The organism is Streptomyces sp. V3I8 (genome assembly GCF_030817535.1).
GTDB lineage: Bacteria > Actinomycetota > Actinomycetes > Streptomycetales > Streptomycetaceae > Streptomyces.
On sequence record NZ_JAUSZL010000002.1, the window covers coordinates 4,647,019 to 4,663,050 of the forward strand.

At 73.6% G+C, this 16,032-nt stretch carries 11 protein-coding genes; 4 read left to right on the top strand and 7 right to left on the bottom strand.

Going from position 1 to position 16,032, the window contains the following annotated elements; translation table 11 throughout:
• Nucleotides 1–367: 367 nt before the first annotated feature.
• Nucleotides 368–2,035 (top strand): hypothetical protein, encoded by a 1,668-nt coding sequence (locus QFZ75_RS20655; protein ID WP_307538993.1) that lies wholly within the window; start codon nucleotides 368–370, stop codon nucleotides 2,033–2,035.
• Here the strand turns inward: QFZ75_RS20655 and QFZ75_RS20660 are convergent.
• From QFZ75_RS20660 to QFZ75_RS20675, 4 genes are all read right to left on the bottom strand, one after another.
• Nucleotides 1,984–2,142 carry a DUF6760 family protein gene (locus tag QFZ75_RS20660; RefSeq protein ID WP_307538995.1) on the bottom strand — a complete coding sequence of 53 codons (159 nt, stop codon included), beginning with the start codon at nucleotides 2,140–2,142 and terminating at the stop codon, nucleotides 1,984–1,986. The two genes, QFZ75_RS20655 and QFZ75_RS20660, sit on opposite strands and share 52 nt — an antisense overlap.
• Nucleotides 2,139–2,654, bottom strand: coding sequence for a hypothetical protein (locus QFZ75_RS20665; RefSeq protein ID WP_307538997.1), 516 nt, complete (start codon nucleotides 2,652–2,654; stop codon nucleotides 2,139–2,141). Before QFZ75_RS20665 ends, QFZ75_RS20660 begins: the two co-directional genes overlap by 4 nt.
• Nucleotides 2,654–3,097 (bottom strand): phage tail protein, encoded by a 444-nt coding sequence (locus tag QFZ75_RS20670; RefSeq protein ID WP_107018041.1) that lies wholly within the window; start codon nucleotides 3,095–3,097, stop codon nucleotides 2,654–2,656. Before QFZ75_RS20670 ends, QFZ75_RS20665 begins: the two co-directional genes overlap by 1 nt.
• A 94-nt stretch (nucleotides 3,098–3,191) precedes the next feature.
• On the bottom strand, nucleotides 3,192–4,787 hold the full coding sequence (locus QFZ75_RS20675) for a phage tail sheath subtilisin-like domain-containing protein (protein WP_307538999.1): 1,596 nt from the start codon (nucleotides 4,785–4,787) through the stop codon (nucleotides 3,192–3,194).
• A 349-nt stretch (nucleotides 4,788–5,136) separates the two neighbouring features.
• On the opposite strand from QFZ75_RS20675, the gene QFZ75_RS20680 reads away from it, so the two are divergent.
• Both QFZ75_RS20680 and QFZ75_RS20685 read left to right on the top strand, forming a co-directional pair.
• Nucleotides 5,137–6,564, top strand: a complete 1,428-nt coding sequence (locus QFZ75_RS20680; RefSeq protein ID WP_307539002.1) for an RICIN domain-containing protein — start codon at nucleotides 5,137–5,139, stop codon at nucleotides 6,562–6,564.
• An 89-nt stretch (nucleotides 6,565–6,653) separates the two neighbouring features.
• A complete protein-coding gene (locus QFZ75_RS20685; RefSeq protein ID WP_307539003.1) occupies nucleotides 6,654–8,093 on the top strand; it encodes a hydrolase in 1,440 nt (479 codons plus the stop codon).
• A 29-nt stretch (nucleotides 8,094–8,122) separates the two neighbouring features.
• On the opposite strand, the gene QFZ75_RS20690 is transcribed toward QFZ75_RS20685, so the two are convergent.
• From QFZ75_RS20690 to QFZ75_RS20700, 3 genes are all read right to left on the bottom strand, one after another.
• Nucleotides 8,123–10,198: an ATP-binding protein gene (locus QFZ75_RS20690; protein WP_307539005.1), complete on the bottom strand. Its 2,076-nt coding sequence runs from the start codon at nucleotides 10,196–10,198 to the stop codon at nucleotides 8,123–8,125.
• 26 nt (nucleotides 10,199–10,224) lie between these two features.
• A complete protein-coding gene (locus tag QFZ75_RS20695) occupies nucleotides 10,225–10,899 on the bottom strand; it encodes a DUF4255 domain-containing protein (protein WP_307544631.1) in 675 nt (224 codons plus the stop codon).
• A gap of 219 nt (nucleotides 10,900–11,118) precedes the next feature.
• Nucleotides 11,119–11,787: a LuxR C-terminal-related transcriptional regulator gene (locus QFZ75_RS20700; RefSeq protein WP_307539006.1), complete on the bottom strand. Its 669-nt coding sequence runs from the start codon at nucleotides 11,785–11,787 to the stop codon at nucleotides 11,119–11,121.
• A gap of 248 nt (nucleotides 11,788–12,035) precedes the next feature.
• Here QFZ75_RS20700 and QFZ75_RS20705 point away from each other — a divergent pair, with 248 nt between their 5' ends.
• Nucleotides 12,036–15,968, top strand: a complete 3,933-nt coding sequence (locus tag QFZ75_RS20705; protein WP_307539009.1) for an AAA family ATPase — start codon at nucleotides 12,036–12,038, stop codon at nucleotides 15,966–15,968.
• Nucleotides 15,969–16,032: the final 64 nt, after the last annotated feature.

Sequence of the window (16,032 nt, forward strand, 5' to 3'; positions counted from 1 at the left end):
GGTGGGTGCAGTGACGGTACGGCCGGGGCCGGCCGGAGCCCGCTGGACGTCGGCCGCCGTGCCCGCGGGAGCGCTCGTCGCGCTGCCGGAGGGGGGCGCCACCTCCGGAGTACGGACCGGTGCGGCGGGACCGGTGGTCGTCCCGCCGCGCACCGGGGCTGCGGCATGGGGAGCGGCCGGCGCTCGCTGGACGTCGGCCGCCGCCCGGCCCGGGCTCGCCGACGGGGCGGCAGGGCCGGGTGCGGTCGCCCTCCGGACGGTGGCGGCCGTGTTGCCGGTGGCGGGCACCGGTCCGGTGGGGCCGACCGCCGCCCCACTCGGCCGAGTTGCGGGGTTACCGGGAACGGTCGTCGTACCGGGAGAACCCGTGGCGACCGAGGCCGAAGCGGAAGTCGCGTTCGGGGCGGGCGCGGTGGGCGCGGTAGGTGCGGCGGGTGCGACGGGTGCCTTGCCGGAACCGGACGCCGCCCTCTGGACGTCGGCTCCCGCGCCGCCGGTGCGGGACACCGTGCTGCCGGGACCGGCCCCCGTACCGCCTGCCCCGGCAGCACGGCTGCTCGAACCGGCCGCCGTACCGCCACCGCTCACCGGCCTGACGGGTCCGGCCACAGGTCCGGACGCGGCTGTACCGCCCGCCGGGGCCCGCTGGACGTCGACCGCCGCTCCGGCGGAGGGCGCCTTCGAAGGCGCACCCGTTCCCGGCCGGACGGAACGCGACACCGTAGGACCGGGAGTGGTGGACCCGGGCGCCGTGGAGCGGGCCGGCGCAGGGCCGGCCGCCGGCGGGCCGGACGACGCGGGGCCCGAAGACGCGGTACCCGAAGACGACGTGGGAGCCGACGACGACGCGGAACCCGGCGACACGAGACCCGACGGCGCCGGAGCCGCCGGAGCGGGCCCTGACGACGCGGGCCCTGACGACATGGAAGCCGACGCCGCGGGACCCGCCGGAGCGGGCCCTGACGACGCGGGACCCGAAGACGACGTGGGAGCCGACGCCGACGCCGCGGGACTCGACGGCGCCGGACCCGCCGGAGCAGGCCCTGACGACGTGGGCCTTGACGACGCGGGGCCTGACGACATGGAAGCCGACGCCGCAGGACCCGCCGGAGCGGGCCCTGACGACGCGGGGCCCGAAGACGTGGGAGCCGATGACGCAGGGCCCGAAGACGTGGGAGCCGAAGACGGCATGGCAGCCGAAGACGGCATGGGACCCGGCGGCACCGGGACCGACGGTGAGGGCGTCGACGGTACGGGACCCGACGATGTCGGACCCGGCCCTCCACCACTCACCGGCCTCGGCGCCCCGGCCCGGGCCACCGGCAGAGTCCGCTGGACGGCGGCGGGCGTGGCGGTCGCCCTGGTCAGCGAGTTCTGCCGGTGGGGTCTGGGAGGTGCGGCGGCCACCCGGGGGCCCCTCGGGCGCGACGCCGTGACCGCTCGGGGCGCCCGCTGCACCGGCCGGATGTCGCCGGACACGGTGCCGGACACGGTGCCGGACACGGTGCCGGGCGTGGTGCCGGACGCGATGTCGGGGGCGGCCCCGGGCAGGTCGGCCGACGCCACCGGCAGGACCTGCGCGGGCGGTTCGAGTCCGGACACGGGCCCGGCCGACGTGGTGAGCGCGTTCCTGATCAGCCCGCCCGGCGCCCCGTCCAGGACGGCGTGGGACAGGGTCCCGGTGAAGGACGGGTTCTGCCAGGTGCTCAGCCGCCCGCCGAACCCGGAGTCCGCGACACCGGGCCGCCCCACGGCGGCCCGCTGGATCGGCGGCAGCCCCGTCCAGCCGACCACCGCCACCGGCCCCGTATCCGTACGCGAAAGCGCTGCCGCAGAAGCCACGGAAGCCGCAGAAACCACGGAAGCCGCAGAAACCGCGGGAGTCGCAGAAACCGCGGGAGTCGCGGAAGCCGGCGTCGGCGTCGCCGCCGTGTCGCCCCTCAGTCGGTTCAGTCGATTCAGTCGGTCGAAGAACCCCACCGATCAGCCCTCCGCCCTGCCCCGGGTCACCAGGGACGCGATCTGTTCCGTGTAGCGGCGGCGGTCCTGGTGTTCGAGGTCCAGGATCGTCTCCAGGCTCCAGTGGAAGTGGTAGGCGACGTACGCGATCTCCTCGTGCAGCCGGTCGGTCGCGTACGTCACGATTCCCCCAGGCGGCTCCCGCCGAGTTCGACCTCGAAGGGCTCCGAGCAGTGCGGGCACTCCACGGCGGCGCGGGTGTGGCCCTCGGCGTTGACCTGCCGGTAGAAGTCCTGCAGGAACGCGAGATCGGAGGCGAACATGTTCTCCACCACCCCGTCGTGCACCATCGCCAGCGTGCCGAGGCGGGTGATGACCCGGCCCAGCAGGACCACCGACAGATAGGCGGGGTTCTCCTGGACGCGGACGTCCCGCAGCGGGATCAACTCGTCCCGCGCGGTGGCGAGACGCATCACACCGTCCTTGTGCACCGTTCCCGAGTCGTCCACATAGCCGCGCGGCAACTCGAAGGGGAACTCCGTGCGCAGCGGTTGGGCGGCCGGTGCGGGCGCCGGAGCAGGAGCCGGAGCGGCGGCGGGCGCCGGAGCAGGGTTCTGCTCCGGCGCCGCCACCGGTTCCGGCACCGGTGCGTGCGCGACCGGGTTCGCGCCCGCCCTGGCAGCCGTACGGCGCATTACTCGATGACCAGTTCTTCGAAGACGATGGTCACGGTCTCGGTGAGTGCCTGGGCCTCGCCGGCCTTCAGCGCACTGGCGTCGATCTTGCTGCACCAGGCGTTGCGCATGTTGTACCGCTTCACCGGGTTGTTCTGGTAGTCCATCATGATGATCGACGCGTTCTTGCGCGCCGTGCTCATCTGGCCCGTGATCGAGTCGTTGATCCAGGTCGTGAACGCCGGGGACTGGGTCATGCCGCGCACCACGGTGCACTGCCCGTCCTTCTGGACGCCGGGCATGAGGCTGACCTCGGGCCGGCCCTGCGCCGAGTTCGACAGGTGCTTGATGACGTCCTGCTCGATGCTGAGGCCGTTGACCTCGGCGAGGTACTCGACCATCACGCCGTCGATCTGCAGACCGAAATTATGTGAAGTGAGGGCGTCACCCGGGCTGAGACTCATCTGTTCTCTGTCCTTCTGAGGGTTCTTACTGGGGTTCTTGCTGGGTTTCTTGCCGGAGGTTCTCGGCTATGAGGTGCGGGGAGGCGGAGGAGCCCTACTCCTCCAGCTCGCCGCTGCCGCTGGAGAACTGCGCCAGCCGGAAGATGACGAACTCGGCGGGCTTGACCGGCGCGATGCCGATCTCGCAGATCACGCGGCCGAGGTCGACCGACTCCGGGGTGTTGGTCTCCTCGTCGCACTTGACGTAGAACGCCTCCTCGGGCCGCTGGCCGAAGAGCGCGCCGCTGCGCCACTCGTTGACGAGGAACGCCGAGACGTTGCGCCGGATCCGGGCCCACAGGTTGTGGTCGTTCGGCTCGAACACCACCCACTGGGTGCCGAGCAGGATCGACTCCTCCAGGTAGTTGAAGTACCGGCGGACGTTCAGGTAGCGCCAGGCCGGGTCCGAGGACATGGTGCGGGCGCCCCAGACGCGGATGCCGCGGCCCGGGAAGGCGCGGATGCAGTTGACGCCGATGGGGTTGAGCAGGTCCTGCTCGCCGCGGGTGATCTGCAGCTCCAGGTCCACCGCGCCGCGTACGACCTCGTTGGCGGGCGCCTTGTGCACACCGCGCTCGAAGTCGTTGCGGGCCCAGATGCCGGCGACGTGACCGCTCGGCGGGGTCAGCCGGGACTGCCCGCTCGCCGGGTCGAAGACCTTCACCCAGGGGTAGTACAGGGCCGCGTACTTGGAGTCGTAGCCCGCGGTCTCCTGGCGCCAGACGCGGATCTCCCGGGCGTTGAGGCTCGGCGGCGGGTCGATGACGGCGACGCGGTCGCCCATCAGCTCGCAGTGCGCGATCAGACCGAGCTGGACGGCCTTCACGGCCTCCAGGTCGATCGCGCCGCGCTGGTAGGCGGCCATCAGGTCGGGGACGGCGACCATGGAGATCTCGTCCACGGCCTCCAGGCCGCCGAAACCGGTGCGGTCGGCGGAGTCGCCGAGGTACTGGGCCGGGCCGGGGTGCCGGGCGTCCGAGGTTGCGGGCACGACGGGCGCGGGGGACGCCGGGGGGGCGGCCAGGGCCACGGTCTGGTTCTCGGGCCGGGCCAGCTGCGCGGTGGGCGCCGCCTCCTGCACGGTGATGAGCTTGGAGCGCTCCTTCACCTGCGTGACGACGTAGTTGCGGCCGCCCTTCTTGGCGGTCACGTCGAAGGTCTCGACCGGCTTCTCGCCGTCCTTGACGATCAGCTTGAAGCGCTCGGCGGGGCCCTCGCCCTCGGGGTCGGCGACCTCGACGCTGAGCGAACCGCCCGCGACCGCGGTCACGCTGAAGGTGCCGAGCTGCTTGGGCTCGCCCGCGGTGAGCGCGGCCGGGGCCGCGGAGCCGCCGACGGCCGACGCGGTGCCGTTGCCGGACACCCCGTTGCCGGACGCGCCCTCGGCGCTGCCGCCGACCCGGACGACGTACGCGGCGCTGCCGCCGTTGTTGAAGAACCCGTACACCGAGTGCGCGAGGTAGAAGCCGTCGGTGAAGGCACCGAAGGCCGCGACGTACTGGGACCAGTTGGTCACCAGGGTCGGCTCGTTCAGCGGGCCGGTCGGGGCGAGCCCGACGAAGGCCGCCACCGACGTGCCCACGCCCTCGATGGGACGCGAGCCGCTGGCCACCTCCTCGACGTATACGCCGGGTGACAGGTAGGACGGCATGCTCTGCGCTCCTCGGGGTACGAGACAGGTCTTCTACGACCCTCACGCGCGAAGCGCGTCCGTCGAAACGTCCTGCGGTGCCTGATCGGGGGCAGGGATGTTGCCCGGCGGGGCAACCGCCGTCCCCGGACGTGACACTGCGGGTGACGCGTCGCCTCCGGGCTGTGGCGCGGTGCGCCGATCGGAGCGGTCGGGCGGGCCGTCCTGGCGCTCCGGACCCCGTCCGGATCCCGTCCGGGGCCGGTCCGGACGGAGTCACCGTCCTCGGGTGCAGCCCTTCGCCTCTTCGGGCAGCCGTCGTGCCCCGGGGCTTCCTGCCCGGTACCTGTACGGCGTTTAACGTCCGGGAGTGAGCCTTTGGACTTCCCTGGAACCCGCCTCCGCGACCGTGGACCCGGGTGGCAGTACGACGGTGCGGCTGCGTCTGCGCAACACCGGCGACGTGGTGGACGAGTACCGCTTCGAGGCGGTCGGTGATCTGGCGCCCTGGACGGCGGTGGAACCGCAGGTCCTGCGTCTGTATCCGGGGACGACGGGCTCGGTGGACCTGACGTTCGCGCCGCCACGTACGCCCGACGCGACGGCGGGGCCCAACCCGTACGCGGTGCGGATCACCCCGACCGAACATCCGGAGGCGACCACCGTCCCCGAGGGCAACCTCACCATCACCCCTTTCACGGAGCTGCGGGCGGAGCTGGTGCCCCCGACGGTGAAGGGCCGTTTCCGCGGACGTCCGAAGCTGGCCGTGGACAACCTCGGCAACACGAAACTCACCGCCTCGATCGGCGGCAGCGACAACGGCGACCAGCTGTCGTACGACATCCATCCGTCGAACGTGCAGATCGAGCCGGGGCGTGCGGCGTTCGTGAAGACGACGCTCAAGCCACGGCAGATCATCTGGTTCGGCTCGAAGGAGGACCGGCCCTACACCCTGGCCGTACAGCGGTCGGGTGTGAAGCCACTGGACGTGGCGGGCACCTACGTGCAGCGGGGCTTCCTCCCCCGCTGGCTCGCCACCTTCCTGGGCATCTTCGTGGCACTGGCGATCACCTTCGTGATGCTGTGGATCGCCTACCAGCCCAGAGTCAGCAGCGCCGCCCGGGAGAAGCTCCAGGAAGCCGGCGTCAGCACCCTGGCGCCCTCCCCCTCACCGACGCCCGAGGCGCCGAAGGCCCCGTCCGCCGAGCCGGTGGCCTCCCCGACCGCCGCCCCGGAGGCGTCCGGCGACGGCGGAGGAGGGGCGGGGGACCCGCAGCCGAAGCCGAAGGAGAAGGACAAGCCCAAGAGCGTGGTGCCCGCGACCGAGATCCTGCTGCGGAACCCGACCACCAAGATGTGCGCCGACCTTCCGGGCCGCGAGAAGGGCAAGGCGACCGGCCGCGTACAGCAGGCCACCTGCACCGGGAAGACGGAGGAGGACAACCAGCTCTGGAACCTGGAGGTGCGCTACCCGGAGCTGGGTCCCGGCGGCACCGCCCTCTTCCAGATCCGCAACGTCAAGGACCAGCTCTGCATGGACCTGCCGAACGCCGGGGCCCAGCCGGTCCAGGTGGGGATATACGAGTCCGAATGCGCCGGCACGCCTGCCGACAACGATCTGTGGTGGATCGACAAGCAGGAGAGCGGCGCCTACTGGATCCGCAACTTCGCCAGCAACAACAAGTGCCTGGACGTCGCCGGGTTCAGCACCGGTGGCGTCGACGCGCACCTGACGCTCTACCACTGCTCCAACAGCGATGACCAGGAGTGGCAGATCATCCACCCCTCCGAGGACTGAGACCCGGGCAGCCGCCCCGCCTCTTCGGGCAGTCATCGTGCCCCGCGGCTTCCTGCCCCGGTACCGGCGCTGCGTTTAACGTCCGAGAGGTGAGCCTTTGGACTTCCCTGGAGCCCGCCTCCGCGACCGTGGACCCGGGTGGCAGTACGACGGTGCGGCTGCGTCTGCGCAACACCGGCGACGTGGTGGACGAGTACCGCTTCGAGGCCGTCGGGGCGCTGGCGCCCTGGACGGCCGTGGAGCCCCAGACGTTGCGGCTCTACCCCGGCACGACGGGTTCGGTGGACCTGACGTTCGCGCCGCCGCGTACGCCCGACGCGACGGCGGGGCCCAACCCGTACGCGGTGCGGATCACGCCGACCGAGCATCCGGAGGCGACCACCGTCCCCGAGGGCAACCTCACCATCACTCCCTTCACGGAGCTGCGGGCGGAGTTGGTGCCGCCGACCGTGAAGGGGCGGTTCCGTGGTCGGCCGAAGCTGGCGGTGGACAACCTCGGCAACACGAAGCTGACGGCCTCGATCGGCGGCAGCGACAACGGCGACCAGTTGTCGTACGACATCCATCCGTCGAACGTGCAGATCGAGCCGGGGCGTGCGGCGTTCGTGAAGACGACGCTCAAGCCGCGGCAGATCATCTGGTTCGGTTCGAAGGAGGACCGGCCCTACACCCTGGCTGTGCAGCGGTCGGGTGTGAAGCCGCTGGACGTGGCGGGTATGTACGTCCAGCGGGGCTTCCTGCCGCGCTGGCTGGCGACTTTCCTCGGGATCTTCGTGGCATTGGCGATCACTTTTGTGATGCTGTGGATCGCCTACCAGCCCAGGGTCACCAGCGCCGCCCGGGAGAAGCTCCAGGAGGCCGGCGTCAGCACCCTGGCGCCCAGCAGCCCCAGCGCGTCGCCGCCCCCGCCGCCCACTCCCACCGTCGCCGCCACGACACCCCCGGCCGCCCCCTCGACGCAGCCCGCGAGCGGTGGCGGCGGCGGTGGGGGACCGGCGGGTGGGGGCGAGGAGAAGGAGACCGAGGCCCCCGAGCGGACCGCGGCGACCGCCGTCCGGGAACTGGCCGCGGACGACCCGAGCGGGCGGCACATCTGCTACCGGGCCTACGCGAAGGGCAAGGGCTGGACGAACGCCGTCTGCGACGGCGAGACGGCCGGCACGGTGGGCGAGAAGACGCCGCTCAAGGCCCTCAACATCGCCGTGGCCGGCGCGAAGGGCACGGCGGGCGCCGCCTTCGTCCACGACCCGGGATCGACCAACGGGCAGGGGCACTACGACGCGCCGTGGTCCGGTGTCGCCGACGGCATCGACAACTACATCGGCAGCACCAAGAAGGACGCGCCGGATCTGCTGGGCTTCACCATCAACGTCGACAACGGGGGCGGGCCCGTGTGCCAGACCGTGCACGTCCATGACGCGGCGTGGCTCGGCCTGGGGTGCGACGACCCGAAGTCCGGGGAGAACTTCATCTTCGGCGGAACCCTGAACAACGACCTGTGGCTCGAGGCGGTCAAGTTCACGGTGTGACCGCCGTCAGTCGGGCCCGGCCGGGACGGCTACCAGTTGCCCTCTCCCGGGACCAGCCGGCCCGCCTTGCGGTACTCCCGTTCGGCGCCCTCCCGCAGATCCACCGTCGTGACCGGGGCGCCGCGTCCGACGGCCGCGTAGGCGGCGGTGACGACGGCGCTGCGGATCGATCCGCCGGCCAGCTCGAAGTCACGGGCGACCGACGACGGGTCGGTGTCGTCCGCGCACGGCACCGCGGCGAGGCTGTGCCGCCACAGCGCGAGGCGCTGTTCGGGATCGGGGAACGGGAAGTCGATCACCAGGTCGAGGCGGCGGGTGAAGGCCTCGTCGATGTTGGCGCGCAGGTTGGTGGTGAGGAGGGCGATGCCGTCGAAGGACTCCAGGCGCTGGAGCAGATAGGCGCTCTCCATGTTGGCGTGCTTGTCGTGGGAGTCCTTGACCTCGGAGCGCTTGCCGAAGACGGCGTCCGCCTCGTCGAAGAGCAGGACCGCGTCCGTGCGGTCGGCCTCGGTGAAGATCCGTTCCAGGTTCTTCTCGGTCTCGCCCACGTACTTGTCGACGATCGAGGAGAGCTGCACCACGTAGAGGTCGAGGCCCAGTTCGGCGGCGACGACCTCCGCCGACAGGGTCTTGCCGGTGCCGGACTCGCCCGCGAAGAGTCCGAGGACGCCGTGGCCCCGGCCGCCGCCGGCGCTGAGCCGCCATTCGCCGAGCACCTGATCGCGGTGGCGGGCGCGCAGGGCCAGTTCGTGCAGTTCCACGAGGGGCTTGTCGGGCAGGACGAGGTCCTGCCAGCCCACGTCGGGCCTGATCCGGCGGGCATGCTGTTCGAGTCCCGAGGCGGACTGCTGCCGGGCGCCGAGCCGCAGATGGGCGGCGGTCACCGGGGTGCCGTCGAAGCAGGCGAGGTCCTCGGCGGCGTGCGCGGCGCGCAGGATGCGGTCGCCGCCGAGCCGGTAGGGGGCGACGACGGCCGCGAGGTCGAAGTCCGGCTGCTGCCGCAAGGCGGCCGACCAGGCCTCCACCGCGCCCGCCCGCTGCCGGGGCGCGTCCAGGACCAGCGGGTCGCGCTCGCACCACTGGGGGTCGTACGGACGCGAACCGGTGAGCAGCACGGGCACGCCCGCGTCCGACAGCTGCCGGATGAACGGGCCGGGCCGCTCCGGCAGGGCGGAGGCGACGACGGCGGCGCCGCGCAGCCGGGCCTCGCGCAGGAGCTCGGGTACGCGGTCCTCGGGACCCGTGTAGTGCAGGGCTTCGAATCCCGCGGTCCACAGGGCGGCGGCGGCACCGGCGAGTCCGTCGCCCTCGCGGTGTTCGCGCAGGTAGACGGTGAGGGGTGCGGCGGTCAGCCGGTCGGCGAGCTTGGCGGTGAACTCGCCGTCGTGCGAGCCGGAGGCCGCCGCGAGCGGGTGGACGTGGCCGACGAGCGCGGGGTCCAGGGTGTCGTCGCCGAGCAGATGGGCGACGAGCCGGTCGGGTACGCGCAACGACCGGCTCAGGAAGGGGCGTTCGGGTTCCTCGACACTCAGCAGGCCGAGTGCGGTGAGCGGCGCGGAGGGGTGGAACCGGGCCCGCGCCCACGCGAGGTGCACGGGCAGCCCGCACAGGTCGAGGGCGAGCCCGGTGGTGGCCCGGCGCCGGCTGACGTCGTCGTTGAGGTATCCGTACAGCGGCTCGAAGGAGCGGTCCAGGTCGGGTGCGAGGGCGATGAGCAGGATCCGCAGGTCCAGCTCGGGGAGCCCGAGCCGCGTCGCGAGCAGCTCCAGCCGGTCGGCCGGCGGCGCGTGCCGGGCGGTCGCCCCCTCCCCCGCCTCACCTTCCTGACCCGCCTCGCCCGTCTTGCCCGCCTCGCCCTCGATGCCCTCGATGTGCCCGGAGTGCTCGCGGTCCTTGCGGTCCTTGCGGTCCTTGCGGTCCTCGAAGGCGGAGGTGTACGGGGGCGGGGTCGCCCTGGACTCCAGGAGGTGCCGTACGGCCTCGTCGGAGAGGTAGAGGCCGCGCAGCGGGTCGCCGGCCGTGGGGTCGCCGGCGCCGCGCTCCTCGACCAGCTCGGCGACGCGGTCGCGCAGTCGGGACAGGCGCAGGAGGAGCGCGTCGGACATGCCTGACACACGCGGGGCGTGGGTGGTCACTTCTGCCGTTCTCCGGTGTTCTTGCGCGTCCCCGCGGCCGGCGAGGACTTGAGGTGCCGGGGCAGGTGCGCACGCTCCTGCGACCCCTCCAGCGTGCCGTCGGTGCCGCGTACGCGGACGACCGCGCCCTCCGTGACCGGGGGACCGACGTCGTACTCGGGGAAGGCCGGGAAGGGCACGGTGACCACGAGGTCCAGCGACGGTTTCAGTTCGCCGCCCAGGGCGGACCAGATCTCGGCGAGGGACCGCGACTCGGTGTGCAGCCCGGCCACCGTGAGCGGCACGGAGAGGCCCAGCGCGCCCAGGGGGCCCGGCAGTTCGTCCGGGGTGAGCAGCTCGCGGGGCAGCATGGTCGCCAGCACGGCGGAGAGCAGCCGGTGTTCGTCCTGGGCCTGCTTGGTCCAGGCGGTGACCAGGTACGACAGCCGGAACCAGCGGGGTGGCTGGCGGCGGCGCACCACGATGTCACGCTCGTCGCGCACGGAGATCTGGCCGCGCTGACGCCGGGAGACGTCCTCACGGATGTCGTACAGGTAGGCGTTGACGGAGGGCGCGTTGCGCCGGGCCGCCCAGTCGCGGGTCGGGGCGTCGAAGGAGATGTCGATGCCGGAGCCGGCCAGTGCACCGCCCCCGAGCAGCCGCTTGAGGACCTCGTCCACCTCGTGGATCACCGTCGTGCTCCCGCCCTGCGTTCCGTGCCGTGCCGTACCGCCGCCGGGTGTCGGCATCGGCTGCCGGCACCGGATGCCGGCGCCGGCTGTCCCGCGGCGGCACCGGAACCGCTGTCCTCACCGATCGTGCCTCCGGACCCGTCGTCCCCGCAGGCACGCCGGGGACGACCGACGGGCAGACCTCGCTGTCCGGTCGGCCTTCTCGGACTGCCTGTTCGGTCAGATGTAGCCTTCCCGCAACGCATGGGCCACGGCATGCGCCCGGTTGCGCAGATGCAGCCGGGTGGTGAGCCCGTGCATCACGTTCTTGACGGTGCGTTCGGAGTAGGACAGCTTGCCGGCGATCTCCCCGGTGTCGAGTCCCTCGGCGACGAGTCTCAGCACATCCACCTCACGCGGTGCGAGTCCCGAAGCGGGGGCACCGGGGTGGCTGCTCGCCGTGCGGTGCAGCGAGCCGACCTGGCTGAAGAGCCGGCCGAGCAGATCGGCGGGCAGGTCGCCGTCGCCGCGGGAGGCCGCGATGACGGCCTGCACCAGCCGGTGCGCGGTGGCCTCGTGGCGCCACACGATGGCTCCGACCCCGCACTCGATGACGTCCAGGAGCTCGGTCTCGCGGATCACGCTCACGACCAGCACGGCCCGGGCGCCCTCGCTGCGCACCAGTCTGCGCAGCCGGGAGAGCGCGGTCTCGTCCAGCGTCTCGGTGATCAGCAGGGCCACGGTGTCCGGCCCGGTCCCGGTCTCCTCGCGGAGGTCGATCACCGCGTGCTGCCGCAGCTGGCTGAGCGCTCCTTCGCGGGTGATCGGATCCGAGGCGTGGACCGCCACCGGTATGCGGGACTCGGGCTCGACCGTGCCCGGAGCCGCGGTCCCAAACGAACTGCGCAACGGACTCCCCTATGTTCACGAGCCTGTCACCTCTGTGGCGTCCGTGACAGGCGTGCGTTCCTCACACTTCTGGGGGCCGCGCGATCGGCGCAATCGTGGAGGACCACGAGAGGGACCACGAGATCTAGGAACGCCCGACGCTCATGCCGGTGGTGACAGCGGGTCAAGTCATTCGGCGGATCACGCAACGCGTGGCATCGGGCCGCCGTCCCACACAGTGGGCCGCACCACGGCCGCGAGGAGGCAGGATGTACCTACCACTGCTCGAGCGCCGGGAAACCCTGGAGCTGGTCGCCGCCGAGGCGCGGCGTGCCCGCGCCGGGACCGGGCGGCTCGTCCTGCTGCGGGGTGCCACGGGTACGGGCCGCACCGCGCTCCTCGAAGCCGCCACCGAACAGGCCGAGGCGGCCGGGATGCGGGTGCTGCGGGCCCGCTGCTCACCCGAAGACACGGCGCTCCCCTTCTCTACGGTCCGGCAACTCCTTTCTCCCGCCGCGGAGTTCGCGCACACCCGCGAGGTGCCGGACGAACGCGACCGGGGTGCCTGGCTGTGGCGGCTGCTGCGTTCGTTCACGACCGGGTCGCCGCTCCTGGTCACCGTGGACGACGTCCACCTCGCGGACGACGCCTCACGGCGCTGGCTCGTGGACGTGGCCCGGCGGATGGACCGGTTACCGGTGCTGCTGCTGGTGACCGAGCGCAGTCAGTACGACATCGACGCGCCGTCGGCCGGCCTCGCCCACACGCTCTCGCCCGCGCTCGTCCGCACCCTGACCCTGGCTCCGCTGAGCGCCGACTCCCTGGCGGAGCTGGTCCGTTCGGACTTCGGCACGGTCTCGCGGACCTGGGTGGAGGACTGCGTACGCGCGAGCGCGGGCAGTCCGCTGCTGCTCCGGGCCCTCCTGGACGACCTCCACGGGACGCTGCCCGCGACGGTCCCGGAGACCAGCGCCGCGCTCTACCCGGGCGCGTACCAGGCGGCGGTCACCTGGTGGCTGGACAACGCGGGTCCCTCGACGGCGGGGGTGGCCCGAGTGCTGGCGGCACTCGACGACGACTTGGCACAACGTCCCACCCGGACACCGTCCGAGCAACCGAACGACAACCGGGGCCTCCGGCCGGGCGACGAGCGGGAGGACACCGGCTTCCCGCCGGGGGCCGCGGACGACGGCACCGGCTTCCCGCCGGGGGCCGTGCGCGACCGTGCCGGCTTCTCGCCCGGGAGCGCGGACGACGGCACCGGCTTCCCGCCGGACGGCAAGGGTGACGGCACCGGTTTCCGACCGGACCGGTATGACGCCGCGGCGGACCGCCATGACGTCGCGCACGCACGCCCGGACGCGACGCGACCGGATGCCGCCGAGGGCGCCCCGGACGGGAACCTGACAGGCCCCACACCCGACCGGCCGGGCCAGCCGGGGTACGCGGCCCCACCGGGTCCGCCGACCCACGGCGGGCACTCCGGCCATGAAGCCGAGCCGAGTCCGAACCGGACAAGGCAGGCGGGCCAGGCGGCCCAGGCGCCGCAGGTGGACCAAGCGGGCCAAGCGCCGCAGGCGACGCAGGGAGCTCAAGCGGCCCAGGAAGCCCAGGCGGGTCAAACGGCCCAAGCAGACCAAACGGCTCAGACGAGCCGGACGGCGCAGGCGGGCCAAGCGGGCCAAGCGGCACAGGCGGCCCAGGGGGATCAGGAGGCCCCAGTAGACCGGACGGCCCCAGCAGACCAGACGGCTCGGACGGGCCGGACGGCGCAGGCGGGTCAGGAAGCCCAGGCAGGCCAGACGACGCAGGCGGCCCAGCCGGGCCGGCAGGATCAACGGGTTCCTCCGGACCGCCCGGACCGCCCGGACCGCCCGGACCGCCCGGGCCACCCGGACCGCCCGGACCGCCCGGGCCACCCGGACCGCCCGGACCGCCCGGGCCACCCGGACCGCCCGGACCGCCCGGGCCACCCGGACCACCCGGACTACCCAGGTCCTCCGGACCGCCCGGGGTACTGCAGCCCCCCGCGGCACCGCAGCCTCTCGGAGCATCCCGGTCCTCTGGACCACCTCGGCCTCCCTGGCCTCCCCGGCTACCTCGGCCCCCCGGGCAGCGCGGGCCCCCCGGGCCCGGAGCGCCCGGGTGGCCCGGGACTCTCGGGCCATCCCGAGGACCTGCCCCGGGCGGCAGCCCCCGGTGTCGGCCGGTACGCCGACAGCGGCTCGGCCCCGTCACCGGAGGCCGCCCCCGGTGACGGCACCGGCACCGGCCCCGTCGCCGACGGACTCGTCGAGCTGCTCGGCGGGATCGCCGACGCCGACCCCGCACGGGTCGTCGGGTGGCTGACCGCCATGACACGCCTCGGGGTCCTGCGGACCGGAGCCGACGGACGGCACCGGTACGCCCACCCGCTGCTCCGGGACGCGGTGCTCAGCGGCTGGCCCGTCACCCGGCGGCGGGCCGCACACCGCGCCGCCGCCCAGCTGATGTTCCGGCGCGGCGAACGCGCCGAGGCCGTGGCCGGCCAGCTGCTGCGGACCGACGCGGTCGGCGAGTCCTGGGCCACCGGTGTCCTGCTGGACGCCGCCGCCGTCGCCGTCCACGACGGCCGCACCGCCGACGCCCTGCCCTACCTGCGCCGGGCCCTCGACGAGCCCCTGCCCGACGACCACCGGCAACGGCTCCTCACCGAACTGGGCTCCCTGGAGTACGCCACCGTCCGCGCGTCGGCCGGCATACCGCGCCTCGCCGAGGCGGTCCGCCTCCCCGGCGTCCCGCGGAACCGCGTGCGCGCTGCGGTCGCCCTCGGCACCGCGCTGTCCGGCCGCGGCGAGGCCCGCGCCGCGATCGACGTGCTGGACTCGCTCGGCTCCCAGCTGACGGCCCACCCCGACCTGGCCCGTACGGTCCACATCGCCTCCGCGCTGCTCTCCGACCACGACCAGGAGATCCGCCAGGAGGTCTACCGCCGGCTGCGCGAGAGCGCCGCCCGCTCACCGGGCCTGGTCGGCGCCGAGGGCCAGGCCCTGCTCGTGCGGTACGAGGCGTCCGCCGGCCTGCTCTCGGCGGACGCCGCCATGGAACGCGTACGCGCCCTCCTCGCGGAACCCGTCGACCGGCTCGCGGAGCCCTATCTGCTGGGTACGGCCGCCGCCGTGGCCCAGTGGGCCGACGAGCTGGAGGAGGCCGAACGGCTCGTCGAGCGCGGCCTCGCCCGCCAGCGGCCCTCCCTGCTGCACCCGATGCAGCGGGCCCTGCTGAACGTACGGGCCGACATCGCCGCGGCCCGCGGCGACTACGCGCAACTGCTCGCCGGCCCCGACGCCCGCCGCTCGACGGGCGTCCGCCCGGGGCCGCTCAACGGCCAGGCCCACGCGGTGCTCGCGCTGGTCGAGACCGGCCGGGTGCCGGAGGCGGGTCGGCTCGCGGGCGGTCTCGACCTGCGCGAGGCCCAGGACTCCTGGGAACTGAACCGGTTCCTGTACGCGCGCGGCGTGCTCCGGGCCGCCACCGGCGACCGGGCGGGCGCGCTCGACGACTTCGCCGAGTGCGGACGCCGCCAGGCGGCCCGCGACGTGCTGAGCCCGGTCGTCACCCCCTGGCGGACGGCCGCGGCGGAGTGCCACCTGGCGCTCGGCCGTCCCCGCGAGGCGCTCGAACTCGCCGGGGAGGAACTGCGGCTGGCCGAGGTGTGGAACACCCCGCGCCTGGTGGGCCGCGCCCTGCGGGTGCTCGGCACGGCGACCGGGGGGCGCCGCGGCCTGGACCTCGCGGAGCGGGCCGTACGCATGCTGCGGGACGCCGCCGTCGAGCCGGAACTGATCCCCGCGCTGATCGCGCAGGGCCGCCAGCTCGCGGCCGCCGGCGACCGGGCCCGCGCCCGCGACCGCCTGCGGGAGGCGGCCGAGCGCGCGGAGCGGCTGGGCGCCGTACGGCTGCGGGCCGCGGCCGAGGAGGCCCTGCGCGGGAGCGGCGCCCGTCGCACCACGACGGCGCGCACCGGCTCGGACGCGCTCACCGCGAGCGAGCGCCGCATCGCCGAGCTGGCCGCCGGCGGCCGCACGAACACGGAGATCGGGGACCTGCTGCACCTCGCGCGCCGCACCGTCGAGACCCATCTGACCAGCACGTACAAGAAGTTGGGCATCCGCGGGCGGGCCGAACTGCCGGCCGCGCTGAACCGCCGCCCGGACAGGTGAAAGCAAGGAGGCGAAGGCGGACATGCGGTGCGCGGACACACGGATACCGCTTTGCGGCGCCCCG